Raw genomic sequence first — 21,865 nt, 5'->3', positions numbered from 1 at the left:
CGTGCAGCATGTACGCCTCGGGGTCGCCCGACTTAATTAGTTTTTTGCGTCTTGGATAAGCTCCGCGTCTCCTACGAAACCGGACAGCGCCAATACCGCCTGAATCAGACGTGCCTGTTCACCGGGTAGTAACGCTTTCTTCACGCAATCCGCTGCGTCGGACGCTTCGTAATGGTCTTTAAGCGCCTTATCGTTAAAATCCGGATCGGCTGCGCTCTTTACGATTAACAAGCGGTTAAGTAATGCGTCGTCTACAGAGCCGTCTTTGCCTGTGGTTGCCTGCGCGCGAGCCCGTTCGATCGCGTCCTCGTCCAGCGCCTTAATCGTGAAATGCGTCTTCAAACGCGGAATGTACACCTCTTCTTGCAAATCCGTCGTTGCTCCGAGTAACGCCTCAAGTCCTTTAGCCATCTATGCCAACCTCCGTTATTTTCGTAATTAAAAAGAGGCCCCGAAGGACCCCGTATGTTAAGCCGCGCGAATTTTATCCATAACCTCGTATCCGGAGAACAAGAACGTTAACTCCTGTTCGACGATCGAACCGACCTCGTAGTGAATAATCGGAATTTTATCGAATGTGACGTTTTTCAGCCGCACGCGATACGCACCGAACGATTCCGGATCGTCCAACTTAACGACAAGCTCCGTAGTAAATGCTGGACTCTTGTCGTCCGTAACCTGCGCCATTTTTTCGATCCATTCCGACGTCACCATGTAGCTACCGATTGAACCGGAGCCTTTGAGCGACACTACTTTATTTCCGGTCCAACGTGTACCGGCGAGCTTGACGTCCTCGAAGCCGATCTCGATATTCGCCTCACAAGAGTAAACGTTGGACATCCAGTTACCGTCCGCATCGTTCACCGCACCGTAAGCGCCAGAAATGACGCGTGTAGCATCTAGTACCATTTATTCTCACCGTCCTTAAACGTTTACTGTAATGAAGATGCGTTCCATACTGTCGACCTCAACGTAGCTGATCGCGAGAAATACCTGATCACCAACGGATGGGAAATTCGGATCAAGTCCGACCGCAGGCCCCGACAGTACGCCCGAAATCTCCAGCCGCTCCAGGTACGCTTTAATCGCAACCATCAACGTCGCTTGTCCGTCCGCGTTGTTGTTGAGCTTGCCGATGTAGTTGTCCTCAGCAGTCTTCGAAATGTCCGTAGAAATCGCCTGACGTGCGCGCATATTACGGACTTTTTGCTTCGACGTTACGAGCCCTTGTTTAACCTTGACTTTCGTCCCGTCGTTGACGAAAACGAACGAACCTGCCGTAAGCGCTGCGTCAAACTCCGTCTTGGTCAAACGCCGAGTAACGTCATCCGCCGGTACTTGCGCGTAAGTAGTCGAGCGATTAATCGCTGTACCCGCAATCAAACCGGCCACCCACGGAGCAAATGCAGACGAGTGGTACGTTTTACTACCGACGACTACGCCGCTAATCAAATTAACAATGTAGTTGTCCGCATTAAGTACGGACCGTGCGTTACCAAGCGCAGGATCGGCATCCGTAGCGGCATCACCGCCGATTACGGAGATAAAGTGCTTGCCTTCCGTCCGATTGCGGATTGTCCACGTTTTAGTCAACGCTTGCTCGTCCGCGTTAAACTCTCCGTCGAATACGAAAACGTTGAAATCACGTGCGTCGTATGCGTCTCGCATAGCGATGTAGTCCTCCGGCGCGGGTGTCTTCGGCAACGTATAGACGAGTACGTTTTTAGCACCGCCCTGCAACGCAAATAAGATCGACTGGATATTCGACGCTCCGAACAAATCAGATGCGGCTTTCTCCGTTTCGACCGTGTAGAACGTCTTAGCTGTCGCCTTTGCGCCGTAACTTAACAGCGGAATCGCGACCGTGCCGCGTGCGCCTCCGTTAATCTGCGCTGCGGCCGCTTCGACGTAGTTGATATAAAGACCCGGTTGAATAGGTAACGCAGTAGGGTCCCAGGAACCTCCGGCCATCTAAAAACCTCCTTTGGAAATAAAAAAGAGCGCCCATTTGGACGCCCTACACGTAACGAGGATGTATGTGATTGATCTTGTCGTACTGTCGTTGCGGCTTCATTTCGCGGACTGTCGTCTGTAAAACACCGACCGTCGCGTATATCTTGTTCTCCGTAAGAACCGGTTGCGCGAAGCCAAAGCCTTCGAATCGCATATGCACGTCAGGCAGTCCGCCCTCTGCGTAAATAGCCGCGCTCAGCTCGGACATGACCGGCATCGTCTCCTCCGGATACTTCGCGAAATGGATGACCTGATAATCGCGGTCAATCCGGTAATGCATCCCGGTTTCAAGCGTCCGGCCGTCACGCAAAAAGCGGACAACAAAAAGCCCCGGCGTAGGTTGCTCCGGGACTGTCTGCTTCTCGTATGTTGCGGTCGGGTATTTCCGCTTTATGAACGTCTCAATTGCTTCAATCTCGCTAATCAGCGCCATGTTACAGCCCCTTTCGCTTAATCGCGGCTTTGATCTCCGCCTCAATCTTACGTTGCCACTCGCGTTCGTTTTCCTCCGCCGGCTTATCCAGGAACCCCGGAACAGTGCCCGGCGTAGTTGGATTACGGAAGGAATCGCCGTGCTTTTTCGGATACACGTCGTTAAGATACGTAGCGTAATCGAATTTCCGCTTCCCCTTAACCTCGATTGCGGACGCACTAATTTCGCCGACCCACTTGTCGCCTTGTTTCGTAACGTCCGTTGAAATACTACGCCGCAACGTGCCTGTCTTTAGCGGAGCAATGTTCGTAGATTCTCGCCGCCACTCGTCCATAACGTCTTGTATTCCGGTCTTTGAACCGGAAGAAACTGCGTCTTCAAGTCGCGTACGATAACCCTTGAAGAACCGTCCGATAACGCGTTTAATAAACGGAGCCCCGCGTGTGGCGTCAAAATCAAGTCTGTTTACCGCCATCTATACGTTCACCTCCGTTATTAACGCCCTACCGGACAATCCCCGTTTAGGCTGGATCGCGATAGGCTTGCGTTTAATCGTCACGCCGAGTTCGTTCGTATACGTGATTTCGTCGTCGTACGATACGTCCGCCAGCTTGTCGATTAATATCGTCATGCTAGATACCGTCTCGTCTCCGAACTGATTCGTAACCGTCTTCGTCTGTTCGGATACACGTGCAGATACCGCTACTTCCGCTCCAGGCGATGTGTGACCCCATCCGCTACCTTTCGCAGCCTTCGTTATCGTTATTGTTTGCCGCATGGATACGAGTGGCACGTCACATCACCGTCCATTTCGCGGAGCGCTTCGATAGCTTCACGCCGTTTTCCGCGCCGATTAGGTCAAGCGCTGTTTGCGGGATAAACTTGCGTAGGTCATCGTAAGGCATTCCGGTCGAACCGTCTTTAAACGTGACGTTGAATACGCCAGTTAAGCCGAATGACGCTGTACCCTGGCGCTGAAGCCGCCCGGTATCGTTGTACAAAATCGAAAGTACATTCGCAAATTCGTAGGTCGCGGCGTCTGGAATGACGTATTTCGGATAAGCGATCGTGAGCGTTCGTCCTGCGACATTTAACATCCGTTGTTTTCTCGCGGCATCGCTCGCTTGCCAATCCTCTACGTCAAGACAGGACGCGTTAATGTACGCATCTGCCGCTAATATCGTAGTTGCCACGGTAACACCCCCGTTTATTCCTCGGAGGCTTCCGTCGTCTGCGCCTTCTTCGCGCGGGGCTTCTTCGGTTCCTCCGGTTCTTTCACGTCAATACGGCTAATCCACGTAGGCACTAACGCGTCCAAACGTGCAATCTCTCCGGCATCTTCGGTTACGTAAACGCCGCTTACGTCAAATTCAATACCATCAAGTGAGTACCGAGGACTTGCGTGATACTCCGCCATTATTTCGCCTCCAATGCCGCAATTCTAGCCGCAAGCTCTGCGAGGATACCCTGTACGTTTGTTGCGGTGCCTGGTGCGATTGCCGTAGCTGTTACAGCACTGGCCGCATGTGCGTGGTTGCCTGCCGCTGCGGTTGATGCGGAAGTACCGAGAGCTAGACTAGACGTTCCCGCCCCGATTGCCGTACGTGCTGCTGCCGCATCTGCTGCGGTCATAACGGACTTACCAACAGTACTTGCGTCCGAGATTTGTCCTGCGGTATGCGTGTGCGTTGCTGGAGCAAAGGTCGACGGCTTTCCGGTAATATCCGCCCATGCTACGGACGACGGTCCGCCACTACCTCCGGATTGAATAGATTGGATGATATCGCCCAATCCGATGTCATGCGCGGCCGGGCTAGTTAGATTTAGACGTTCTTTGTCGCGATCTGAAATCGCCATTTACGCAGTCACCTCCGTTAAAATTAAAGAGGAGCCGAAGCCCCTCCGATTAAGATACCGATGTGCTGATGTTGTCCAGGATAGCGATCTTCTCGCCTGCATTCTTGACGGTTACGCCGTACTCACCGCGAATCTGACGAGCAACGAAGTCAGCGCCTGGTACAGTAGCGTCCACGTCATGCAGCGCACGCCCATTCAGAGCGTCGATAGAGAGAATGTCGCGATCGAACAGCGCAATTTTATTTTTCGGGAAGTTCGGATCGACAATTACGGTCGCAACGGAGCCACCTACGATATCCGATACGAACGTTTGGATCTTATGACCGGTTGCGGTGTCTGTGCGCTCAGTGCGAATGGTGTCCGATGCGAATTTACTGATTTGGCGAGCACCCGCAGTATTAGTCAGGATCGTGTTGACCGATCCGCCACGCAAATAAACTTGTTCGGACAGGTCGTTAAGGAGCGCTGGGGTAATTTCCTTACCTTCCGCATTCTTCTTCGCTGCGCCTTTCTTATCAGCGAAATAGAGCAGGCCACCAGTTGTACGAGGCATACCAGGGGCACCGTCAATACGACGACCGTAAATCAACCAGTCATTCATTTCGCGTTGAATCTCTTTGAGGCGCAACTGCACTTGGTAGTTCAGCTCGTCCGTAACGTTATATGTCCGTACGTTTTGTTGCGTACCAGATACTTGCGCATAACGTTCGATGATCTGCGTTACGTTGTAATCAACATAGCGGTCGTGACCTTCATCTACGCCAGGCAAAGCGCCTTCCAACTGCGGGCGTGCTACGATTCTAATCTCGCCACCAGCGGTGATTGCCGCCGCATTTGTTCCGTCATAACCGCGGACTACGGTAATAACGTCACCAGCCACAGCAGTTACACGCATATACTCTTCGCCAGAAACTACGATCGCGTTGACGCGGAATTTGAGCCCGTCACCCTCGGCTACCGTGATCGATGTAGCGTCGGCTGCTGCAGCAGAAGCAGCAGTTGCGCGGTTAGAATTGAGGTTATCGGACATCCATTCGAACTTTGTCTGATACAGCGGATTGGAACCTAGCCCGATAAGACCGAGCAAGTTTGGCGCGTCGTCAATAATTAGCGAAATACCTGCTTCTAGCTGGCGTACTTGGTCCTGAAAATCGTAAGTTCTCAACATGTATAAATTTCCTCCTTAAATTTAGGAAAATAAAAAGCCTCGGATTTTCCGAAGCTTTAGCGTGTAAGTTTGTTAGATAATTCAATAACCTTTGCAAAGTCTCTAGCTCGTTTTGCCTCCGCGAGTTGCTGCTCAAGTGTGCGTGTCTCTTTGTCGTAGGGGTTTCCACCGGAAGGACCTCCGATCGGCGACGGTTCTTTTTTCGGTTGCTCAACGAGGAACGGTTTATTTTCGATCAACGCTTTTACTACGTCCTCAACGCCGTTGATACTTCCGTCATCTCCTACGGACGCAGAACTCAAGTCCGCTAAAACATACGCATCGTCGAGCGCATCAGGTCGGATATTTAGCTCGCGCGCCATCGTACGAAATTCAGCCTTGATAAGACGTTGATTAGCGGAGGTTAGCGCTTTGTCACGCTCAACTCTCGCGTCTTCGGCGGCTTTTAGCGCTGCCGCTTTCTCGGCTTCGAGCCGTTCTGTAACGGACATCTTCTCCTTCTCACGTTCTTCTTTCTCACGCTCGAAGTCAGACAGTTTCGTTTTTAGTTCATCGTAATCTGCGTACTTTTTGCGCTCACGAGCGATTCGATCCGCAATAACTTGGTCAAGCTCCTCCTGTGTAAAGGTCTTCGAAGGCGTCGGATCAATCGGCGGGTCCGGCGTTGGGTCTGGATCACCCTCCGCGAACAGCTGTAGATTTAGCGGATACTTAACGTTAGTGAATTTATTCATAATTCCTCCCGCGTTTAAGCGCCGCGTAGCGCATAGTATCCGTCAGTTTTAGGACGTATCGTAGGTCCGTAATTATTTCGGATTCCGCACGGGCATTAAGACGTGTCGGCAACGTGGATGAAATATCTCGCGCCGAGGTAAATCGCCGTAATACGGGTAATCGCCGGGGGCGTCCGGCGTAAGTTTTACAATCCGCCCCTCCCACTTACTGCAAGCGTCCTTTGCTCCGTGACTTGATATTTGCGCGTAATAAACACCACGACCGAGGGCCTCGTTTATCGTAGCCTGGCGCTGTGTTTCCGCCATTTTTGTACGGACGAGCATATCGACATAGGCTTCCGGCTTCCATCGGCGGCCTTTTGCGTCAATGATCCCGGTGTCGACCGCATCGCCGAGTAACTTTCGCATCCGGTCGAGCACGTCCCGCTGAAGCGTCGTGTTTCCGTTTATTCCTTGCGATAGGTTCGCGCGAAGCGACTCCGCAAGAGCCTGACGTATGGCCGCTTTCGTTTTACGGTCCATATTCGCAGTTACGGCGAGTACATCTGCGTGAGTATCGAGGATCGCAGCCGCCAACATATCGCGATTAGCCCGATTCAGCTTCGCTTTTTCAGCGGCCTCAAGCAGCGTTTTAGCAGCGCCAATGTCAATCAGCGCGCGCTTTACGCCATCCTGCGCAGCTTTCGTAAGGTTGTCCTTTACCCATTCCTTGGACTCCGCGTTCAGTTTCGCTAGAGCTTCGGACGCCTCTTTCGCGGCTGCTTCCGCCATCTTGCGGTTAACTCCTCGCGTAAATAAGCGACTGACGGCGGAGCCAATAGCCGAACGAGCACGCCGAAAAGCCCCGAGTAATTTAGACACGGGGCCGTCGTAATTCGGATCGTCCATTAGGCGTCACCGCCTGGGTCGTTAAATATCGAAGCGTCTACCGTTCCGGACACACGCTTCTCGTCTTCGTCAATCCTGCGCACAAGTTCGGATGCCTGCGCGTCATCAACCCCATCGAGGTCTTTGATTGCGTCAGTAACCGACCACGTAGGCTTACCGCCAGTGCGTAGGTTTGCAACCTCTGCCGCTTCCTTCTCGTCACGTGGAATCCCATCGCGCCAGGTAATCGTAGGGTACGTCGCTTCGTACGCTGTGAAGTCGTCGACGCCATCGTTGGCGTGGTTCTCCAGTTTCATCGCCTTCCATAACGCATTACGTAAACCCCGGTCAACATGCGCTCTAATGCGCTTTACCTTGGACAAAATCGGCATAAACCGGGCTTTAATCGCTCCAGCATCCGTATGCGACGTCCCTGTTCCGCCTTTATCTGAAGCGAGCGTCGTACCAAACAGCCATTGCGGTGTCTCGCTAATTTGGTAAACAAGTCCAAGAAGAATATCGAGCTCTTTAAACGCGCCCTCTAGTTGCGAATCCCACACCATGTAGCCGGGCGTTGCATCTTCCTTGGTCACGGGAATGTATCGTCCACCGCTGCGTACCGTCGCGTCGTCATCCTCCTGAAAATCGGGGCCATACGCAGTTGGGTCGCTGTGCTTCCAGAGGATATAGTCGATTTGGACGAGTCGATCGTTAATCGCGGCCAATACGCTCTCTAGCTTTTCTGTACCGCTCTCCCCGCGCCAATCTGCGTCCGTTGTCTTGTACGGAATATGCTCGACGAGCAGTTCCGGCATTCCGGTCGGTACAACGTCCTGTTTCCGTCCCGTCGGAACTTGCTCACCGATGTTATACGTTGGAATAGGCGCCCCCCATCGGTCATCGACGCCCCGTTCCGTAAGCTCATACCTTTCGTATACGATGTAGCCCGGTATATGACGCTCCACATTCAGGTACGGCGTCTCTGTAGTCGGGATTCCGGATAAGAACGACATGATTCGGCTACTATTTTCTATCTCCCACTCTACCCACGCGATATTCATAGCCTTAAACCGTTTTTTAGAGCCGCGCGAGAGCTCCGGAAATACAATCGAAGCGTCTACGGGTTCAATAATCGGCTCCAGCGGTGCGTCGGGCGCATCTAAACCGAGTTGAAGCGTCTCAGATACGTCAGCACGTTGTCCGTAGTACGTCTTTAGAAACGAATCGCCCCGAAAGCCTGCTCCGATTACAATCTCGTGAATCATCTGCGTTAGGTCGTTCTCTTCAACGATACGACTTAGCGCTGTTTGTTCGGGGGATTCCGGATCGTGTCCGGTCTCAAACGTAGGAGCCTCGCCGACCATCAAATCCGCGGGCTTCGTTAGCAACACGTCCATAAGATTAACCGCAATAAATAACGTTTTGAGCTGCGGCGCAAACGGCGTATCTTTTAGGAGTCCGGAGGCGCGATCGTATATCTCAACGTGGCGACCTTGGTAAATAGCCCGTCCGCGTTCATACTTCGCCAAGCGAGGAATCTCATAAACCGGCGGATATTGAGCTCCGGTGTAAAATAGTTTCGTTTCTTTTACGTCGTAAAACTCAGACATTGCGTTCCTCCTTTCCGTTACATCCATTTCGGCTTATTCCGAAGCTTCTTCCGTCCGGTCTTCGCAATACTTACGGCCATTTCGAGCGCATCCGGTAAGTCGTCATGTGACCCCGACCCGTACAGCTCGAATTGCTCAAGTAATAACGAATGTTTTCGCGTAAATTGAATAGCACCGCTCTCGATATCCGGGAGCAGCGCTTCTATACGGAGGTCTTTACGGGACCGTTGATGTATTTCCTTAACGCGAGTCTGTGCGGGATAGCCCGCAGCCCTTAACGCTTCCTTTAGCTTCTGGACGAAGAACTCCTGCGCCGCCTGCGCTTCAGCCGCGATTGCTGTCGGTTGGTACTTCAGCGTCTTATCGACAATTACACGCATAAACTCGTCCGGCTTAACTCGTTCCCCGTACGCATCAACTACGTACTTCGTACCGCTCTGTTTATGCCGCGCAATTGCAACGATCGCAGAATAGTCACCCCGAGTTTTACCCATCGCAAAGTCAATCCCGAGGTAAATATCGTAATCGGACGTGAAGAAGTCGCGATCCTCACGGTCCCAATATGTAAAGGACTCCGGATTGAAGATCATCGACTCCTCATCGACCGGGTTATTCATGTATTCCGTGTTGAACGCCTTCGTCCCGTTATCCCATTTCCACGTCATTAACTTCCATAGCGGCTGTGCTTCGGGCCAAAGTACGATAGATCCACGGTCCATTTCCTCGCGATTCATTTCGTACAGCGCTTTTGCATCCGCAGCTCGATTCGGATTGTCTCGATCGACGTAGACGAGACGGCACGCTTCCCATAGGTCCATACGCGCAGGCCATTCGATAACCGCGCGATAAACACGGCTCTTAAAGTCTGAACGCTTATACAGTACGTTAACTAGTAGCGCCTCATGATGAACCGTCGTTCCCATGTATACGAAGGCTGTACGCTTGCCTTTCGGATCACCGAGCGGTACGACGGTCTGTGCGAACCAGTCACGCATCTTCTGGCGGAGCTCCGGTGTGGCCGCGTTAGACTTGATGTCCTCCAAGTCGTCACATACGATCAAATCCGGACGGACACCGTTCCAGTTACGACCACGAAGCGCCTGGCCGGTAGATGCCGCTTCAACTTTCGTGAGCATTTTCGGTATTCCGCTGTCTGTCGGCTCCCACGCGATAAACTCCGAGCTGTTATCCTTCGGGTTCTCTTGTTGTTTCGGAGACAACAAAGGACCGAAATCCCTCCGCAGCTTCTCGTTATGCTTGAGCTGCATCGAAATCCAGTCCAGGTTGCCGCTTGATACTGCCGGCGTCTCCGATATGATAATTTCGTACTTACGTTTTCGGTAACAAATCTCACGAAGGGGAAACGCCTTGGAAAGATACGTAGATTTAGCGTGAGAGCGGGGCGCAGCGACCGCGACCTTGTCGTTTGTATTAACGTTAGATACATCGTCCATTATCACGGAGATTTCGCGGTGAAAATCAGGCGCCTCGTCTACGTCTGTTATGTCGAATCCGTCCCAATTGCCCGCGTTGCCCGGATTTTTAGCCTCGCTGAAGTATTCGAGAGCGAACGCAATCAAATCCGTTTCAGAATTGTGTATGGCCTCTAGTCTTTCCAGTTCGTCTTTTTTTGCTTTTATTGCAGTAGTGAGTTCTCCAGGGACAGCGGTATCCGTCGCCTTTAGCCTACTTAGCGTAGTTCGGGCCGTTTTACAAAAACCTCTTAACTCGTCCATCACTATCTGTCTTTCTTCCCTATAGAGCCATTTACCGTTAACCCAAGCGATAGATACCGCCTCCCCCTTTGTTTTGACGTGGATTTACCGTGAAATTAGCCCGTTTCGTACCTTACGAGTAGTCTCGTTAGGGCCGACGTGTTCAAAGGCTAATTTCACGTGATTTCTACGGGTTCGATTCGTACTTCATTCCGGAACGCGGGGCGCAAGCACTCACGCACCCACTTATCGTTATCATCGAGCGGTACAAACGACAGCAAGACGTTAGGGCGCATCCCGTAGTGGTTGAGGCCGCAAAATGCGTAGCCATAGTGATACGCCGAAATCCGAAGATCACTTGTAGCCAGTGGAAAAGCAGCGTTAAGGTCAGCGGCCTCTTCGCTCGTTTGCGTAATAACAACGATGAACTTGCGATCACCCATGCGTTAGCACCTCCGTAAAAATCAAAAGTTAATTTTGATACGCCGAAATTTCGTACACCAGATTCCGGGCCGCGCGAGGGGGCGCTTGGGGGTCCGGTCATCTTGCGTTGTATTAAAGCGTTAATCTTACTCAATTGAAGCGCAGACTCCCTTCTTCGTTCCCTAATCGTAAAGGTACCGATATACACCGGTATGCACGGACATGTTCACAAAACGCAGCTTTTGCGTATATGTCTGCGCCCGGAACCCGCGCCCTGCTTGCGTTCATTCACGCTGCATAAATCCACGTTATACATTGCATATACATTTCCAGCGCATAATACGGACAACCCGCGTTGTTATGCGGATTAGCCCCGTTACATACTGGAAGATTATACGTGTATTTCCCGTATCCCCTATCGCGTTTATGCACCGCTTATTCAGCGAACTAACGTTCGAAGCACGGTAGCCTATTCGTAGTGTAACGCGTTGTTACGGTGAAGCGTGCGGGCGTAAATCGGAAAGTTTCGGAGGGGGCTTGCGCCAGGAGCTTCGTGTAGGTAAAACACGCCCGATCCGAAAGTATCCGAAATAGCCTGCATGTGTTACTTCATATAATGCACCGCTATTCGCCCGCTTCGGGATCGTCGCCAAGCGCTTGTAATTGTAACAGCAGTTCGTCCACATTAATGTCCTCCGGACGCTTTGTAGTTACCTCGACACTCTCCGTAAGCATACCGCCCATTTGTAACGCGAGTTTAGCCATGGCCGCGTTACCATCTCGTATAGCAATGTCAACGAGCGAATCAACCAATTGTGGTAATTTATCGTCATTTACTCGCTTTACTTTACGTCTAAACTCCGCGTCAAACATTGGATTCTTTCGCCAATTCTCCAAAGTTCGTGCAGTAACCCCGCATAGCTTTGCGATCTCCTCATAGGTCTTTCCGCCTCTGTGCGGTTGTGACAGCCAGTCAATTGCTATGAGCTGCGCAGATGTTAATGTAATCGCCATCCCCTGCGTCCTCCCCTCGTTTGTTTTACGTGTTTTTAACGCAAATAACCGCATACCCTACGCTCAGGCAAGGCGTAGAGTAAAGCGGCTCATTTCACGTTATTTTACCGGGTATTTCAACGCTGTATATTCCGTAATCCTATCGACTCCAGAAGCGATATCAATCCGGTTAAGATTGTACGCATATACTCCGTTCTCGTACGTTTCATCGTAACCACCATCTGCGTTATGACTTACGAATACAAGCGTAGGAATTCCGTTGTTAAATACTAACGCAGGTTTACCGTCTACCTTCGTCCATATTGACCGTTCGATACTTACGCCCTCCTTCCGCTCACTGTACGTTCGCTTTACGCTAGATACCGTATTGTTCACGCTGATTCATAGTGAATCTACGAGAACTTAAAGGATACTGCGCGTCGCTTCGCTCCTTGCCGTCGCCTATCGGCTCCGAACGCGTATATAGATTATTGATTAATATACTTTTCTGCGTGATCCGCAAGGAACGAAGTGACGCAGCGCTTACCACGTAGTGTGTAAGATAAAGAGTTGCTCGACCCCTAAAACGGCTGAAACCCTTGGCGCTCTAAGGTGATCCCCGGTTTTGAACTATGCAGTATTTGATACCCTTTTGGCTCTAACTATGCAGTATTTGATACCCCCTAAAACGGAAGATCCTCGTCATCCCCGTCAAAAGCCGCTTCAGCAGCGCGTTTATTCTGCGCAAACTCGAACCGTACACTTTGCGTATACTCGTCATCGTCGAACTTCTTCCGGTACATAACGTCGGGATTCATGCGGATAACTACCGCACCAAACGCCTCAGAACGCATTACGAAACCATTCTTACTCAACTCACGCAAACCCCTGCGCGCAGTCTGTTCGTCAATCCCAATGATTCGCGCAAGTGACGCCTGCGTAATGTGATCGAGTATGTTTACATCTCTCTCGTCCGGATTCGTACAGAGGTAAAGCATTTCGTAGTGAACGTAAGGAATCATGCAATATAAAAGGCCCGCCGCCTGAACCGTTAAGTTCTTGACGTCGGACCTCGTTTTTGTTTGGTAAACTTTCGTAAAGGACTCGCCTTGTTTAAGCGCACGCCCGATCGAGTGATACTCCGAATCGACCGCGTATACTTTGCGTCTTCCCTCTTTGGCTTCCGTAAGAACTCCACACTTTGTCAGCGTTCCTAAAAGCGTCACAGTCCAGCGTGTAGCCTTTCCGATTGCTCTCGCTATCTCTGCGGAACCCATACGCCTACCTTCGTAATAAAGGTCGCCGCCTTTGTCCAGCCGCATGTACGGAAGCAGCTTCATAACCGCGCCTAGCTCATTTAGCGAAAGCATTGACGTAAGGTTGCGTACGCCGCCGTGATAGGACGTTACATAATGCTTCGTATTCCTCGAAGCTGCGTCTGCTCGCTGTGCGTATTCACGTTTCCTGGCGATATCCTCTTCGGATTCAACGCGGTAACCATCGACTGGAACCTCCTGGACCAAACGACCGTCATCGGTCAAATACGTTTTGATCTCGTTAGGCATCGGCGCGCACCGCCTTTTGCGCCGCTTCTAGTTCGCGTAATGCCTGCGTAGCCTTCTTTGCTTCGCGCTGGACCGCCTTCAATCCGGTTAGTGCTTCGGATACATCTACGTTAATTCGCGCGCTGATTTCGTTAGCCGCCATGTATACGTCATCCTTTCGTGTTCGCGTATTTACCGATGAGGCGTGCGGAGTGTACCCGCAACGTTCTACTTCCTCATAACGTATAGCCGCAAAACACCGTAAAAAACAACCAAATAACGCAAAAAGACGCAGGAAATCTGCACCAATTTGTCGAATTATTAGCGTAACCCAGTACGAAAGGACTACGTTATATGAAGAAGAATGGACGTTTTATGCGCACACTTACCGCGGATATTCATTTTTACACTGCGCAAATGGAAAGAAGTCGCATCGTTGTTTTTATTGAGAGCGAGATGATCGGCGGGGGTTTAATAAAGGAGATTACGCCTTACACCGTTACGATTAAGAACGAGCGCTTTATGCGTGAGAACTGTACGTTCAAGTATGCAAGTTAAACTAATGAGGGGGACTATCAATGATTTGCCCGAGCTGCACAACAAGCATCTTCTTTGATCCTATAAAAGAAATGGTCTTCGAAACATCTGGAGGTCATGGTAGAACATTCGAGGGAAGCTACTGTCCTGAGTGCAATGAGCTTATTGTAATTAGCTACACCGGCGAGCTTAAAATAAACCAAAACGGTGGCGGAACTTATATTATGCATTCAGGCGAAGAAGAGGCTATCGTCTTTCCTTTGAACAAAAATAGATATATCATCTCAAGCGACATACCAATTGAATATTCATCTGACTTTTCAGAGGCAATAAAGGTCCTCCAAATCAGCCCTAAAGCCAGTGCTGCACTCAGCAGAAGATGTCTTCAAAATTTCTTACACAATAAACTTAACATTAAAAAGAGTAGCCTTGCACTAGAGATAGATCAGTTTATCAAATCAGAAAAAGTTCCGAGCTATATACTTAATGCAGTAGATGCAATTCGAAATATAGGAAACTTCGCAGCCCACCCTCTAAAAGACACTCGAACGGGAGAAATAATTGATGTAGAGCCCGGCGAAGCCGAGTGGCTGCTTGAAGTATTAGAAATGTTATTCGACTTTTACTTTATATACCCTAGGAAGCTTGAAACTAGAAGAATAGAACTAAATGAAAAGCTGAAAGCCCTAGGAAAACCAATGATGAAGTAGATTAGATTATAAGATGAATTCCGTAAACACCGGTATCCGCAAGTTCCCTGCCTTAGTCCAGTTACGCATCTTTACGCGAGCCCTTATACGCGGCTCTACGTAAACAAACTCGCGATCCTCGTCGGTCTTTAACGGAGCCACAACGCCATAAAACGCCTTCTTGTGTGTTGGACTGGCTCCGTGCTCGATAATGCCGGCGGGACGCAGGTTACCGTGCTGATTAGGCACAGATACAAGCCATCCAAACTCTGCTTTACGATAACCCGTAATGTACACATCGGCATAGGACCAGTTAATGACCTTCTGCCAAGACGCTGATCGACGGCTGACATACGTACTCTCTTTACGTTTGGCGACCACGCCTTCCATACCGCGCGCTTCTATCTGCTCAAACAACGCCTCACCGGCGCCTTCAATATACGGAACAACCCCGAAACTAGGGCTAGTGAGCGTTAGACTAGCGAGTAAGGACTTTCGTTCCATAAGCGGAAGGCTCCGCAAGTCCTCGCCTTTAAAACTCAAGACATCAAAGACAACGAAAGTAGCCGGTAATTCAGCTACGAGCTTAGTAATCTTGTCCGCCTTCTTCGCCTGAAAGCGTGACATAACGGATTCAAAATCCGATACACCCGTTGTCGGATCAACGCACGCAATCTCACCGTCCAACACAATATCATGCGGAAATGTAACGCTAGCTATCTCCGGGTATTGGCCTGTGCAGTCGTTGTTATGGCGCGTGAATAAGCGTACAATTCCGTTCTGTTGCGAATATATTAAGCGGTGGCCGTCTATTTTCGGTTCGAAGATATAGCGCGAATCCGAAAAGGGAGCAGCCGCTGTTTCGAGTAACATCGGGGAGATAAACATAAAACCACCTCCCTCCGATTATAGCGCGTTGAGCAATCAGAAGAATCCGGTAAGTATTGGAGAGCGTACGAAAAAAGCCGGAATAGCTCCGGCCTAGTGCGATTTATAGTTATAATCGGCGTCTAGCACCGGTCTATGGTACTTCTCTTCCCCGCGCTTTCTTGCGGCTATGGCGTCTTCCTTACTGTCAAAGTAACCTAGATTAATCTGCTTTCCTTGAAACCCGATATGTGCCGTCCATTTATTCCGTTGCTCGTTATACCGAACGCCCTTTATTCCGCTCTTGTTGCCTTTGTGTAGACTGGCTATAAGAGCAGATTTTCGTGTGCCGTCAACGGTATCCGCTTTTATATGGTTGGCGACACCCTTGTCTCGTTTTTCAACGCGTTTGCAGCCGCAGCTTTTGTAATATCCGGCTCTCAAAGCTACTCCAGATACGTACGCCCTATCTCCACAGCTACATAAGCATTCCCATAGCCGGGTGCCGTTTTCGAGCTTCCTATCACTCAGTTGGATAACCGTAAGCTCTCCGAATTTTTTCCCGACCAGGTCTATACGTTTAGGCATACTAGGTTACCATTTCCATCTTCCCATCCGTTCACGTCATCCCCTGCGTCCAATGATTCGATAATATCGTCCATATTATCCAAGTCGGCGGGTGTTATTGTTGCGATTATCTCCCCGGACTGTACTACGTTAAATTCGTGCAAATCGTGATCAAACTCAACCTCTTCGACCGTATATCCTACTCGTTCCCATGTTCTCATCTTTAGATCCTCCATATGCCCGATACCTTTTAATATCCGCGGCGTTAAACCTCTGTTATTTGTTCCGAATCACTATAATCAATACTATAACCGAAGCGACCAGGGCTGCAATACTTATGACCCACGATACTAACTCCATACGATTACCTCCAATTCTTAATACGAGTTCGTGAGATTTATTTTATTTCACTCTTGTGTTATGATTGGGGATAGAAGGCGCTGTGTAAGCCGCCCTCTACCAAGGAATCGTTAACGTCTGCGCTGCCCGCGTCGTTTATTGATTCCTTTTTTCTTTTTGTTACGGCGATGTGTTTTCCAGATAGCAAGTGCTGTAGCCAGTTGTATGATTGCCGTAATCAGGTTTACCCAATCTTTCATAGTGCGTTTCTCCTTTCCGATGACTCTTTTAACGTGTCATCCTTATGTACTTATAATACCATGACTCGTTTAAGGTGTCAATAACTATTTGACACTTTTTTCGAGTCATTTTATACTGATGTCAGAGCTTCATTTTATTTCTCTCTAAGGAGGCGGGAAAATTGCTCATTCACTCGAATTTAAAGGCTATCGCAGACGATCGCGGTATAAAGGTACGACAAATCGCGCGTGATATCGACTACCGCTTCGAAAGTGTACGTACGATGTACAATGACGAAATGGAGCGTTATCCGCGCGATCTGCTCGCGAAATTATGCAGCTATTTGGACGTCGGCATCGACGAATTGCTCACGCTCCGGTAGACGGTCAAGAATACCAACACATTGCGTAAATTCTTCCGTTAGCTCTCCGCCTGTCTCGTTAAGATTATACGTTGTGACCGGACTAGGCGCAGTGTACCTCCGGTATCTGGCTGCGCGTAGCTTATTACGAATTTTAGCGTGCTCATCTACGAAAATAAGCTCCTTGATGCTACGCTTTCTGCGTTTAGGTACGCGGTAGTTACGTCCGTCTGCCCCGTATTCTTCCGCTACCTCTAACGGTACTTCGCGCTCCCGCCTCCGCTCAAACTGCCGCTCAGATAAAAACGGATATTCGTCATTACGTGCTTTCATCCGGTCGGTGTTCGTTAGTTCCTCGCGCAGAATGTAGTCAGTCAGGCGCTCAAGCTGTATTGTGTCGGGGTACTCTCCGTATCTCATAACGTAGCCCTCGGTGAGCGCGCTAACTGCCGCCATTCTCGCGTTCCGGTCTTCGATATCCTTCTTAATCAGCTCCGTAACCTCTTCCGCAAATTTCACTTTGTAGTCAATAATCATGCGCATTCCTCCGTATATTCGTCTTCGATCTCGATACCCTTATGAATGCGCAAGAACTCTGCACTTTCCTGTTCGTTTAGTAGCGGTATGAGGTTAGCCGCATCGTATTCCACTTCGACATCTCCGTAATCCCAACGCCGGTAAACTCCCGCAATCTTCTCCACAGCAGCATCGTACATTTTCGCTACGGCTTGCTGCGTAACCTTCATAACTGTCGCAGCTTGTTTTTGTGTAAGGTCGCGGCCAGACACCCATGCAACGACCTCCATTTGGGCATCGGTAAGACCGGCTGAATTAATTGCGCTGTGCAAGTCGATTAGGATATCGCTTGCCGCCGTATCGCCTCTAAATCTTGCGGAGCTGATCCGGTGACGGTCACGGAGGAGAGAACGCACCCCCGCCGCGTCGTTGAGTGCGTATTTTACCGCGTAGCTGCGGTCAGATTTTGCGATGTCTACTTTAACGTGTCCCATTCGATATACCTCCGTTTTAAGCCGATTTCTTCGGCTGTTTCCGTTTATCAACGCCCACGTCGTCAAATACGCACGGCTTCCATTCGATAACGTCCTCCAAGCGGTCAAGGACAGCCTCTTCCGTTTTCTCCGTTATAACTCCGAATCCGTTGAGTTCTTCGAGTAACTCTGCACGCGTATCCTCCGGCATCTCAGCGATCAAGACGCGGGCAAATCCGAGTTGAAACAGCATGGAACGGTACACCTTCGGAAACACTTCGCGAAGATACCGTAAGTAGCCTCGCCGTATCGGTATCGGACACGCCATACATCCCGTACGTGGCATAAACACGTTAAGTCCCTTTGCGACTAAGAACTCCGCAGTCACACGGTCAACGATGACGTCTTTTCCCGTGTAGGCGTCGTCAATGACGGCATTCATGTCGTAGATAGCGTTGTAAGGAAGATCGTGCTTACGGACGTAGTTCCATACGTCTTCTTGGCGGTTATTTCCGTAATTGAACGAGTCAGCAAGCGCAGTCCACCATAGGACCGGCCGACACACCCACGTCTTCCACGTATGAGACGAGTAGAAATAATCACCGTCACGGCGGGCGGACATCCAACGCTGACGAGACTCACCTGCGCGGACTCCGTTAAACATAATGTGCCAGCCGTTTTCCTTGATGGCTTTACGCATCGGCTTGTGTTTGAGCGATCCGCAGCACTTTTCGACTACAGGCTCCTTATTGCCCTCGTCGCCACTCCGATCACCCTTTCGCTTGAGCAGCGTATCTACTCCGTTTTCTTCGTATATCTTTCGAATCGTCGTATCCGGACGTGCCTCTACGAGATTAAGAGACCATTCTTCCGTTAATCGTTTTGCGTATAGGCGAGTTTGTGGGTATTCGTTAAGTGTGTTATTCCAAACGGTGTCGAACGAGATGCCAAGCTCCATCGACACGCGCCGAACGAGATGAAGAGTTAACAACGAATCGACGCCGAACGAGCACGATACAACCACCTTCAATGCGTCTCCGTATTCTTCGATTCCCTTGCGCAGTACCATACGTATGAGATTCAGTGCGCGCTCTTCTTTCCAATCGAGCGTAGCCGTTTTGTGCCACTCCTCCGCAGCCAAGACTGAGGTTTTCGGAAGCCGTGTGTTTACCGTAGTTAATGCGCTGTAATGTTCCAAACACTCGCCTCCCTTTTTCCGTAATGAGCGCAGCATCCAACGTACTTACGCTGCCTGTCCGCAAGTACGCCGAACCGCCGCTAACCTATTGTGAATTATTCATACGTTGATTTTTGCGAATACTAAGCCGCAGTTTCACGCGTGATTCCGAGTTCAGCCATCACGTACTCATTTTCGCAGTGTCCGATATGCGTCCTGTCTCCGTTGCTGTACGCTGTAAATTCATCGCCTGCGTAAATCTCGCCGCCACACCAAGCGCAGTAAGCGGAGATACGCGGTTCATCGCGTAGGCCTGGCGGCTGGAACCGATCCATCGACGTCATCCTCTCCGTCCTCCTTCCCGTAAACACTCCGCAGGGCAGCCGCATAACCAACCACATACCCTGCGTCATATCCACGTATATAACCGTTGTTAGCCGCTTCTTCTACCGCCTTACGTATGAGTTCGTTAATCATTCCGGCCACTCTCCGGACAAATACCCGACTATCTCGTCTATTTGCGCGTGAAGCTTGTCCAGGCTTCCGCTATTGTCTACGGTGAAGTCTGCTACATATCCGTCGAGCGCCGTTTCCGTACCATGCGCGAGGTCAGCGTAGTTAAACACGTCGCCGGATTTGATAGCGCGGTCGATGCGGACGGCGTCCGGAGCTTCTACGCGGATGAGTACGTAGCCGGCGGACTTGAGTGCGGCATACTCGTTTGGCTGCCTGCAATCGCTGACGACTGCGCGGAATGGACGAGCAGGAACGGAAAGTACGACCTCTCCGTTCGTTACGTACCCGTGTGCCCGCCGCAGATATTCCGGAATGCTGTCGCGGCTGCGCTCGATCGTTTCGAAACACTTCCGCACCCAAATGTCCGGATCACGCTCACGCATCGTCTGTCCGAACCATTGATAGAGTTCGCGCGGCTTCTCATCGGGCGCAGGCTCACCGAATAATTCGTGGGCATAACGCTTGAGTTCGCCACCGAATGCGAATTGCGTGTATCCGTAGTTATACGAAAGATAACGAGCTACTTCGTCCTTGCCGCTTCGGAGACGTCCGAGAAGTCCGATGTTAGGGAGCGTAGTCATTCGGCGGTCACCTCGCTTTCAGGACGCAATTCAAACGCGCTGATTACGTTATTCATGTTCGTCTGTGTCCGTGTAGTCGATGTCCCTTGCGTCAGATTGTCAACCCAGTACATTGACGCGTAAACTCCGCCTCCAGACGCGCCCGCCATCGCCTTCATAACGGTACTAAACCGAATTCGATCACCTACGCGCCAATCCCTAAACGTCTCTGCGCTTGTTTTACGGGTTATCGCGGTTATGACGAATACTTCGCTGTATAGTCGGATCATTACGCCGCCACCTCCTCGCGTGTATCGTCAATGACTTCAACGAAACGGATACTCTTGTAAATGCGTCCGTCTCGGCGGTTTGCTCGACTATGTTTAAAGAAAACGCCAGATGGCGAAGAATCTCCGTACGTAATCTTATCTACGTACCCCTTCACGCCCGCATAGATGCCCGAAGTAGAACGTACGGCATCGCCCTTTCGAACTTCCGTAGGCTGCGGTACGTTCAGGTACTCCGCAGGCACTTCGAGACCAAGCGCACGCCGTAGGCTTATTGCCTTACCGATGTGGGCGTTAAATACGTCACCCGACGCGCACTTTGCGATTCCGCGTGTAACATAGCCGTCGCAAGTACATCGGATGATTGCGACGACTGTCCGCTTGTTCAGGTTAACTACGAATTCTACCGTGTGTAACGGTTCGTAACTCATCGGTTGCTCTGTTAACGGCCAGAAGCTCACATCATCGTTCGGAATCGGCGTTCCTTTATACTTACGCAAATCCGCAACGTCAGCCTTCGCACGCTCAACAATATCGTCCCGGCGTTGTTGTCTCGCAGCATTTATGTTCTGCTGCGTAGTTCTGTGACGTGCGAGCGACGCGATAACCTCCGCAGGCGTCGCGGGTTGCGTCCTTGAATACGTTGTTGCCGCTTCCTTCAACGCAGCAACTCTCGCTTCGAGGTTGCGGACATCATGCGCAATACTCTCGTCCATGATATCGATATCTTCCTGTGCTACTCGTACGTCTATGCGCAGGCTCCGGACCGTTTCCTCTAGCGAATCCAATCGTAAGGCTAACGCACTGATCGTAGCTGCGGCTTGGTCTTGCGCGGACTGTTCGGATAGGAGAGGCGCGGTGGTTAGCGGTTCGAGTACGCGGTAGTCCCCGTCCAAAATGTACCAACCGTTAACAAGCGGGCGATCAGGCAAACGCGAATCTACGTCTCCAGCTTCGCCTATTTTGTGTCGGAAGGCACAACCGACTGACTTCGTTTTGTCCGAGCTGATGATGATTACACGTTCGCCCACCGTTGCCTTACGGTCGACCATACGGAGTCGTTCACCTGCGATTTGTACGACATTAGTCGGTTCGAGGACTGCGTATTCTTCGTCAAATACGTAGATATGCCCGTCTCCACCCCATCCTCCGGCCGTTTCGACCGTGTGTACTCCGACACATTCCGTGTTATAGACCGCCAGCACGTCGCCCTCTTTATAATCACCGAAAGATGCGATCGGGTTTACGATTTTAACCCGTTCACCCGTGGACGCTTTCCGATTGACTTCGCGATATTCGCGTTCGATGCCGCCGAGGGATACGTCGGGGAGTACAGTGATATTTGATAACATAAGATCACTCGCTTTCGTTAGTTGTAA

General features: G+C 50.6%; 34 protein-coding genes. 3 read left to right on the top strand and 31 right to left on the bottom strand.

Annotated elements, in window-relative coordinates; genetic code table 11:
- Positions 1–36 precede the first annotated feature (36 nt).
- From ACH59B_RS07560 to ACH59B_RS07470, 19 genes are all read right to left on the bottom strand, one after another.
- Complete coding sequence (locus ACH59B_RS07560; RefSeq protein WP_025365262.1) at positions 37–411, bottom strand: phage tail assembly chaperone; 375 nt, start codon at positions 409–411, stop codon at positions 37–39.
- A gap of 57 nt (positions 412–468) precedes the next feature.
- Positions 469–909 carry a phage tail tube protein gene (locus tag ACH59B_RS07555; RefSeq protein ID WP_193190890.1) on the bottom strand — a complete coding sequence of 147 codons (441 nt, stop codon included), beginning with the start codon at positions 907–909 and terminating at the stop codon, positions 469–471.
- Between the two features lie 15 nt (positions 910–924).
- Positions 925–1,779: a phage tail sheath subtilisin-like domain-containing protein gene (locus ACH59B_RS07550; RefSeq protein WP_404303585.1), complete on the bottom strand. Its 855-nt coding sequence runs from the start codon at positions 1,777–1,779 to the stop codon at positions 925–927.
- Between the two features lie 238 nt (positions 1,780–2,017).
- A complete protein-coding gene (locus tag ACH59B_RS07545; RefSeq protein ID WP_404303584.1) occupies positions 2,018–2,446 on the bottom strand; it encodes a hypothetical protein in 429 nt (142 codons plus the stop codon).
- 1 nt (position 2,447) lies between these two features.
- A complete protein-coding gene (locus ACH59B_RS07540; protein ID WP_263560471.1) occupies positions 2,448–2,921 on the bottom strand; it encodes an HK97 gp10 family phage protein in 474 nt (157 codons plus the stop codon).
- Complete coding sequence (locus ACH59B_RS07535; protein ID WP_404303583.1) at positions 2,922–3,224, bottom strand: hypothetical protein; 303 nt, start codon at positions 3,222–3,224, stop codon at positions 2,922–2,924.
- A 16-nt stretch (positions 3,225–3,240) separates the two neighbouring features.
- A complete protein-coding gene (locus tag ACH59B_RS07530; protein ID WP_404303582.1) occupies positions 3,241–3,639 on the bottom strand; it encodes a hypothetical protein in 399 nt (132 codons plus the stop codon).
- A gap of 14 nt (positions 3,640–3,653) precedes the next feature.
- Entirely contained in the window at positions 3,654–3,863 is a 210-nt protein-coding gene (locus ACH59B_RS07525; RefSeq protein ID WP_167440736.1) for a hypothetical protein, read from the bottom strand.
- Entirely contained in the window at positions 3,863–4,303 is a 441-nt protein-coding gene (locus ACH59B_RS07520) for a hypothetical protein (protein WP_404303581.1), read from the bottom strand. The genes ACH59B_RS07525 and ACH59B_RS07520 overlap by 1 nt, the downstream gene beginning before the upstream one ends.
- Before the next feature lie 49 nt (positions 4,304–4,352).
- On the bottom strand, positions 4,353–5,471 hold the full coding sequence (locus ACH59B_RS07515) for a DUF5309 family protein (RefSeq protein ID WP_404303580.1): 1,119 nt from the start codon (positions 5,469–5,471) through the stop codon (positions 4,353–4,355).
- A gap of 56 nt (positions 5,472–5,527) precedes the next feature.
- Positions 5,528–6,205 carry a scaffolding protein gene (locus ACH59B_RS07510; protein WP_404303579.1) on the bottom strand — a complete coding sequence of 226 codons (678 nt, stop codon included), beginning with the start codon at positions 6,203–6,205 and terminating at the stop codon, positions 5,528–5,530.
- A gap of 72 nt (positions 6,206–6,277) precedes the next feature.
- Positions 6,278–7,093 carry a phage minor capsid protein gene (locus ACH59B_RS07505; protein WP_404303578.1) on the bottom strand — a complete coding sequence of 272 codons (816 nt, stop codon included), beginning with the start codon at positions 7,091–7,093 and terminating at the stop codon, positions 6,278–6,280.
- Positions 7,093–8,682 (bottom strand): portal protein, encoded by a 1,590-nt coding sequence (locus tag ACH59B_RS07500; RefSeq protein WP_404303577.1) that lies wholly within the window; start codon positions 8,680–8,682, stop codon positions 7,093–7,095. Before ACH59B_RS07500 ends, ACH59B_RS07505 begins: the two co-directional genes overlap by 1 nt.
- A 17-nt stretch (positions 8,683–8,699) precedes the next feature.
- Positions 8,700–10,418, bottom strand: a complete 1,719-nt coding sequence (gene terL, locus ACH59B_RS07495; RefSeq protein ID WP_404303937.1) for a phage terminase large subunit — start codon at positions 10,416–10,418, stop codon at positions 8,700–8,702.
- A 155-nt stretch (positions 10,419–10,573) separates the two neighbouring features.
- Entirely contained in the window at positions 10,574–10,840 is a 267-nt protein-coding gene (locus ACH59B_RS07490; RefSeq protein WP_404303576.1) for a hypothetical protein, read from the bottom strand.
- 604 nt (positions 10,841–11,444) lie between these two features.
- Entirely contained in the window at positions 11,445–11,834 is a 390-nt protein-coding gene (locus ACH59B_RS07485; protein WP_216974434.1) for a phBC6A51 family helix-turn-helix protein, read from the bottom strand.
- A gap of 99 nt (positions 11,835–11,933) precedes the next feature.
- Positions 11,934–12,209 carry a hypothetical protein gene (locus ACH59B_RS07480; protein ID WP_404303575.1) on the bottom strand — a complete coding sequence of 92 codons (276 nt, stop codon included), beginning with the start codon at positions 12,207–12,209 and terminating at the stop codon, positions 11,934–11,936.
- A gap of 287 nt (positions 12,210–12,496) precedes the next feature.
- Positions 12,497–13,378, bottom strand: coding sequence for a hypothetical protein (locus ACH59B_RS07475; RefSeq protein ID WP_404303574.1), 882 nt, complete (start codon positions 13,376–13,378; stop codon positions 12,497–12,499).
- Complete coding sequence (locus ACH59B_RS07470; protein ID WP_193190863.1) at positions 13,371–13,520, bottom strand: hypothetical protein; 150 nt, start codon at positions 13,518–13,520, stop codon at positions 13,371–13,373. Before ACH59B_RS07470 ends, ACH59B_RS07475 begins: the two co-directional genes overlap by 8 nt.
- Before the next feature lie 191 nt (positions 13,521–13,711).
- Between ACH59B_RS07470 and ACH59B_RS07465 the strand changes: the two genes are divergently transcribed.
- Entirely contained in the window at positions 13,712–13,915 is a 204-nt protein-coding gene (locus ACH59B_RS07465; protein WP_404303573.1) for a hypothetical protein, read from the top strand.
- 20 nt (positions 13,916–13,935) lie between these two features.
- Positions 13,936–14,604, top strand: coding sequence for a DUF4145 domain-containing protein (locus tag ACH59B_RS07460; protein WP_404303572.1), 669 nt, complete (start codon positions 13,936–13,938; stop codon positions 14,602–14,604).
- A gap of 6 nt (positions 14,605–14,610) precedes the next feature.
- On the opposite strand, the gene ACH59B_RS07455 is transcribed toward ACH59B_RS07460, so the two are convergent.
- The 4 genes from ACH59B_RS07455 to ACH59B_RS07440 all read right to left on the bottom strand — a co-directional run bounded on the left by ACH59B_RS07455 (position 14,611) and on the right by ACH59B_RS07440 (position 16,616).
- Positions 14,611–15,471: an RNA ligase family protein gene (locus tag ACH59B_RS07455; RefSeq protein WP_404303571.1), complete on the bottom strand. Its 861-nt coding sequence runs from the start codon at positions 15,469–15,471 to the stop codon at positions 14,611–14,613.
- Between the two features lie 93 nt (positions 15,472–15,564).
- Entirely contained in the window at positions 15,565–16,038 is a 474-nt protein-coding gene (locus ACH59B_RS07450; RefSeq protein ID WP_193190858.1) for an AP2 domain-containing protein, read from the bottom strand.
- Positions 16,023–16,238 carry a hypothetical protein gene (locus ACH59B_RS07445; RefSeq protein ID WP_193190856.1) on the bottom strand — a complete coding sequence of 72 codons (216 nt, stop codon included), beginning with the start codon at positions 16,236–16,238 and terminating at the stop codon, positions 16,023–16,025. The genes ACH59B_RS07450 and ACH59B_RS07445 overlap by 16 nt, the downstream gene beginning before the upstream one ends.
- Positions 16,239–16,487: 249 nt before the next feature.
- The gene (locus ACH59B_RS07440; RefSeq protein WP_264300048.1) at positions 16,488–16,616 is read right to left on the bottom strand and encodes a hypothetical protein; all 129 of its coding nucleotides are present in this window, start codon (positions 16,614–16,616) and stop codon (positions 16,488–16,490) included.
- 161 nt (positions 16,617–16,777) lie between these two features.
- On the opposite strand from ACH59B_RS07440, the gene ACH59B_RS07435 reads away from it, so the two are divergent.
- On the top strand, positions 16,778–16,978 hold the full coding sequence (locus ACH59B_RS07435; RefSeq protein WP_404303570.1) for a helix-turn-helix domain-containing protein: 201 nt from the start codon (positions 16,778–16,780) through the stop codon (positions 16,976–16,978).
- On the opposite strand, the gene ACH59B_RS07430 is transcribed toward ACH59B_RS07435, so the two are convergent.
- The 8 genes from ACH59B_RS07430 to ACH59B_RS07395 all read right to left on the bottom strand — a co-directional run bounded on the left by ACH59B_RS07430 (position 16,928) and on the right by ACH59B_RS07395 (position 21,838).
- A complete protein-coding gene (locus tag ACH59B_RS07430; RefSeq protein ID WP_404303569.1) occupies positions 16,928–17,494 on the bottom strand; it encodes a hypothetical protein in 567 nt (188 codons plus the stop codon). The two genes, ACH59B_RS07435 and ACH59B_RS07430, sit on opposite strands and share 51 nt — an antisense overlap.
- Positions 17,491–17,967, bottom strand: a complete 477-nt coding sequence (locus ACH59B_RS07425) for an RNA polymerase subunit sigma (protein WP_404303568.1) — start codon at positions 17,965–17,967, stop codon at positions 17,491–17,493. The genes ACH59B_RS07430 and ACH59B_RS07425 overlap by 4 nt, the downstream gene beginning before the upstream one ends.
- Positions 17,968–17,983: 16 nt before the next feature.
- On the bottom strand, positions 17,984–19,144 hold the full coding sequence (locus tag ACH59B_RS07420; RefSeq protein ID WP_404303567.1) for a phosphoadenosine phosphosulfate reductase family protein: 1,161 nt from the start codon (positions 19,142–19,144) through the stop codon (positions 17,984–17,986).
- Positions 19,145–19,266: 122 nt separating this feature from the next.
- The gene (locus ACH59B_RS07415) at positions 19,267–19,467 is read right to left on the bottom strand and encodes a hypothetical protein (RefSeq protein WP_404303566.1); all 201 of its coding nucleotides are present in this window, start codon (positions 19,465–19,467) and stop codon (positions 19,267–19,269) included.
- Positions 19,424–19,600, bottom strand: a complete 177-nt coding sequence (locus ACH59B_RS07410) for a hypothetical protein (RefSeq protein WP_404303565.1) — start codon at positions 19,598–19,600, stop codon at positions 19,424–19,426. The genes ACH59B_RS07415 and ACH59B_RS07410 overlap by 44 nt, the downstream gene beginning before the upstream one ends.
- Positions 19,597–20,220: an adenylate kinase gene (locus tag ACH59B_RS07405; RefSeq protein ID WP_404303564.1), complete on the bottom strand. Its 624-nt coding sequence runs from the start codon at positions 20,218–20,220 to the stop codon at positions 19,597–19,599. Before ACH59B_RS07405 ends, ACH59B_RS07410 begins: the two co-directional genes overlap by 4 nt.
- Positions 20,217–20,489, bottom strand: a complete 273-nt coding sequence (locus ACH59B_RS07400) for a hypothetical protein (RefSeq protein WP_404303563.1) — start codon at positions 20,487–20,489, stop codon at positions 20,217–20,219. Before ACH59B_RS07400 ends, ACH59B_RS07405 begins: the two co-directional genes overlap by 4 nt.
- Positions 20,489–21,838: a hypothetical protein gene (locus tag ACH59B_RS07395; RefSeq protein WP_404303562.1), complete on the bottom strand. Its 1,350-nt coding sequence runs from the start codon at positions 21,836–21,838 to the stop codon at positions 20,489–20,491. The genes ACH59B_RS07400 and ACH59B_RS07395 overlap by 1 nt, the downstream gene beginning before the upstream one ends.
- Positions 21,839–21,865 lie beyond the last annotated feature (27 nt).

It is taken from the genome of Paenibacillus sp. DP01, assembly GCF_044784315.1.
GTDB lineage: Bacteria > Bacillota > Bacilli > Paenibacillales > Paenibacillaceae > Paenibacillus > Paenibacillus polymyxa.
The sequence above is the reverse complement of the archived record's forward strand: the minus strand, read 5'-3'. Positions and strand labels throughout refer to the sequence as shown.

Bases quoted from the DNA above. Each gene is read 5' to 3' on its own strand.
- ACH59B_RS07560 (WP_025365262.1), bottom strand. From the start codon at position 411: ATGGCTAAAGGACTTGAGGCGTTACTCGGAGCAACGACGGATTTGCAA.
- ACH59B_RS07555 (WP_193190890.1), bottom strand. From the start codon at position 909: ATGGTACTAGATGCTACACGCGTCATTTCTGGCGCTTACGGTGCGGTG.
- ACH59B_RS07545 (WP_404303584.1), bottom strand. From the start codon at position 2,446: ATGGCGCTGATTAGCGAGATTGAAGCAATTGAGACGTTCATAAAGCGG.
- ACH59B_RS07540 (WP_263560471.1), bottom strand. From the start codon at position 2,921: ATGGCGGTAAACAGACTTGATTTTGACGCCACACGCGGGGCTCCGTTT.
- ACH59B_RS07535 (WP_404303583.1), bottom strand. From the start codon at position 3,224: ATGCGGCAAACAATAACGATAACGAAGGCTGCGAAAGGTAGCGGATGG.
- ACH59B_RS07525 (WP_167440736.1), bottom strand. From the start codon at position 3,863: ATGGCGGAGTATCACGCAAGTCCTCGGTACTCACTTGATGGTATTGAA.
- ACH59B_RS07520 (WP_404303581.1), bottom strand. From the start codon at position 4,303: ATGGCGATTTCAGATCGCGACAAAGAACGTCTAAATCTAACTAGCCCG.
- ACH59B_RS07515 (WP_404303580.1), bottom strand. From the start codon at position 5,471: ATGTTGAGAACTTACGATTTTCAGGACCAAGTACGCCAGCTAGAAGCA.
- ACH59B_RS07510 (WP_404303579.1), bottom strand. From the start codon at position 6,205: ATGAATAAATTCACTAACGTTAAGTATCCGCTAAATCTACAGCTGTTC.
- ACH59B_RS07505 (WP_404303578.1), bottom strand. From the start codon at position 7,093: ATGGACGATCCGAATTACGACGGCCCCGTGTCTAAATTACTCGGGGCT.
- ACH59B_RS07500 (WP_404303577.1), bottom strand. From the start codon at position 8,682: ATGTCTGAGTTTTACGACGTAAAAGAAACGAAACTATTTTACACCGGA.
- terL (WP_404303937.1), bottom strand. From the start codon at position 10,418: ATGGACGAGTTAAGAGGTTTTTGTAAAACGGCCCGAACTACGCTAAGT.
- ACH59B_RS07490 (WP_404303576.1), bottom strand. From the start codon at position 10,840: ATGGGTGATCGCAAGTTCATCGTTGTTATTACGCAAACGAGCGAAGAG.
- ACH59B_RS07485 (WP_216974434.1), bottom strand. From the start codon at position 11,834: ATGGCGATTACATTAACATCTGCGCAGCTCATAGCAATTGACTGGCTG.
- ACH59B_RS07475 (WP_404303574.1), bottom strand. From the start codon at position 13,378: ATGCCTAACGAGATCAAAACGTATTTGACCGATGACGGTCGTTTGGTC.
- ACH59B_RS07470 (WP_193190863.1), bottom strand. From the start codon at position 13,520: ATGGCGGCTAACGAAATCAGCGCGCGAATTAACGTAGATGTATCCGAA.
- ACH59B_RS07465 (WP_404303573.1), top strand. From the start codon at position 13,712: ATGAAGAAGAATGGACGTTTTATGCGCACACTTACCGCGGATATTCAT.
- ACH59B_RS07460 (WP_404303572.1), top strand. From the start codon at position 13,936: ATGATTTGCCCGAGCTGCACAACAAGCATCTTCTTTGATCCTATAAAA.
- ACH59B_RS07455 (WP_404303571.1), bottom strand. From the start codon at position 15,471: ATGTTTATCTCCCCGATGTTACTCGAAACAGCGGCTGCTCCCTTTTCG.
- ACH59B_RS07450 (WP_193190858.1), bottom strand. From the start codon at position 16,038: ATGCCTAAACGTATAGACCTGGTCGGGAAAAAATTCGGAGAGCTTACG.
- ACH59B_RS07445 (WP_193190856.1), bottom strand. From the start codon at position 16,238: ATGAGAACATGGGAACGAGTAGGATATACGGTCGAAGAGGTTGAGTTT.
- ACH59B_RS07440 (WP_264300048.1), bottom strand. From the start codon at position 16,616: ATGAAAGATTGGGTAAACCTGATTACGGCAATCATACAACTGGCTACA.
- ACH59B_RS07430 (WP_404303569.1), bottom strand. From the start codon at position 17,494: ATGATTATTGACTACAAAGTGAAATTTGCGGAAGAGGTTACGGAGCTG.
- ACH59B_RS07425 (WP_404303568.1), bottom strand. From the start codon at position 17,967: ATGGGACACGTTAAAGTAGACATCGCAAAATCTGACCGCAGCTACGCG.
- ACH59B_RS07415 (WP_404303566.1), bottom strand. From the start codon at position 19,467: ATGACGTCGATGGATCGGTTCCAGCCGCCAGGCCTACGCGATGAACCG.
- ACH59B_RS07410 (WP_404303565.1), bottom strand. From the start codon at position 19,600: ATGATTAACGAACTCATACGTAAGGCGGTAGAAGAAGCGGCTAACAAC.
- ACH59B_RS07405 (WP_404303564.1), bottom strand. From the start codon at position 20,220: ATGACTACGCTCCCTAACATCGGACTTCTCGGACGTCTCCGAAGCGGC.
- ACH59B_RS07400 (WP_404303563.1), bottom strand. From the start codon at position 20,489: ATGATCCGACTATACAGCGAAGTATTCGTCATAACCGCGATAACCCGT.
- ACH59B_RS07395 (WP_404303562.1), bottom strand. From the start codon at position 21,838: ATGTTATCAAATATCACTGTACTCCCCGACGTATCCCTCGGCGGCATC.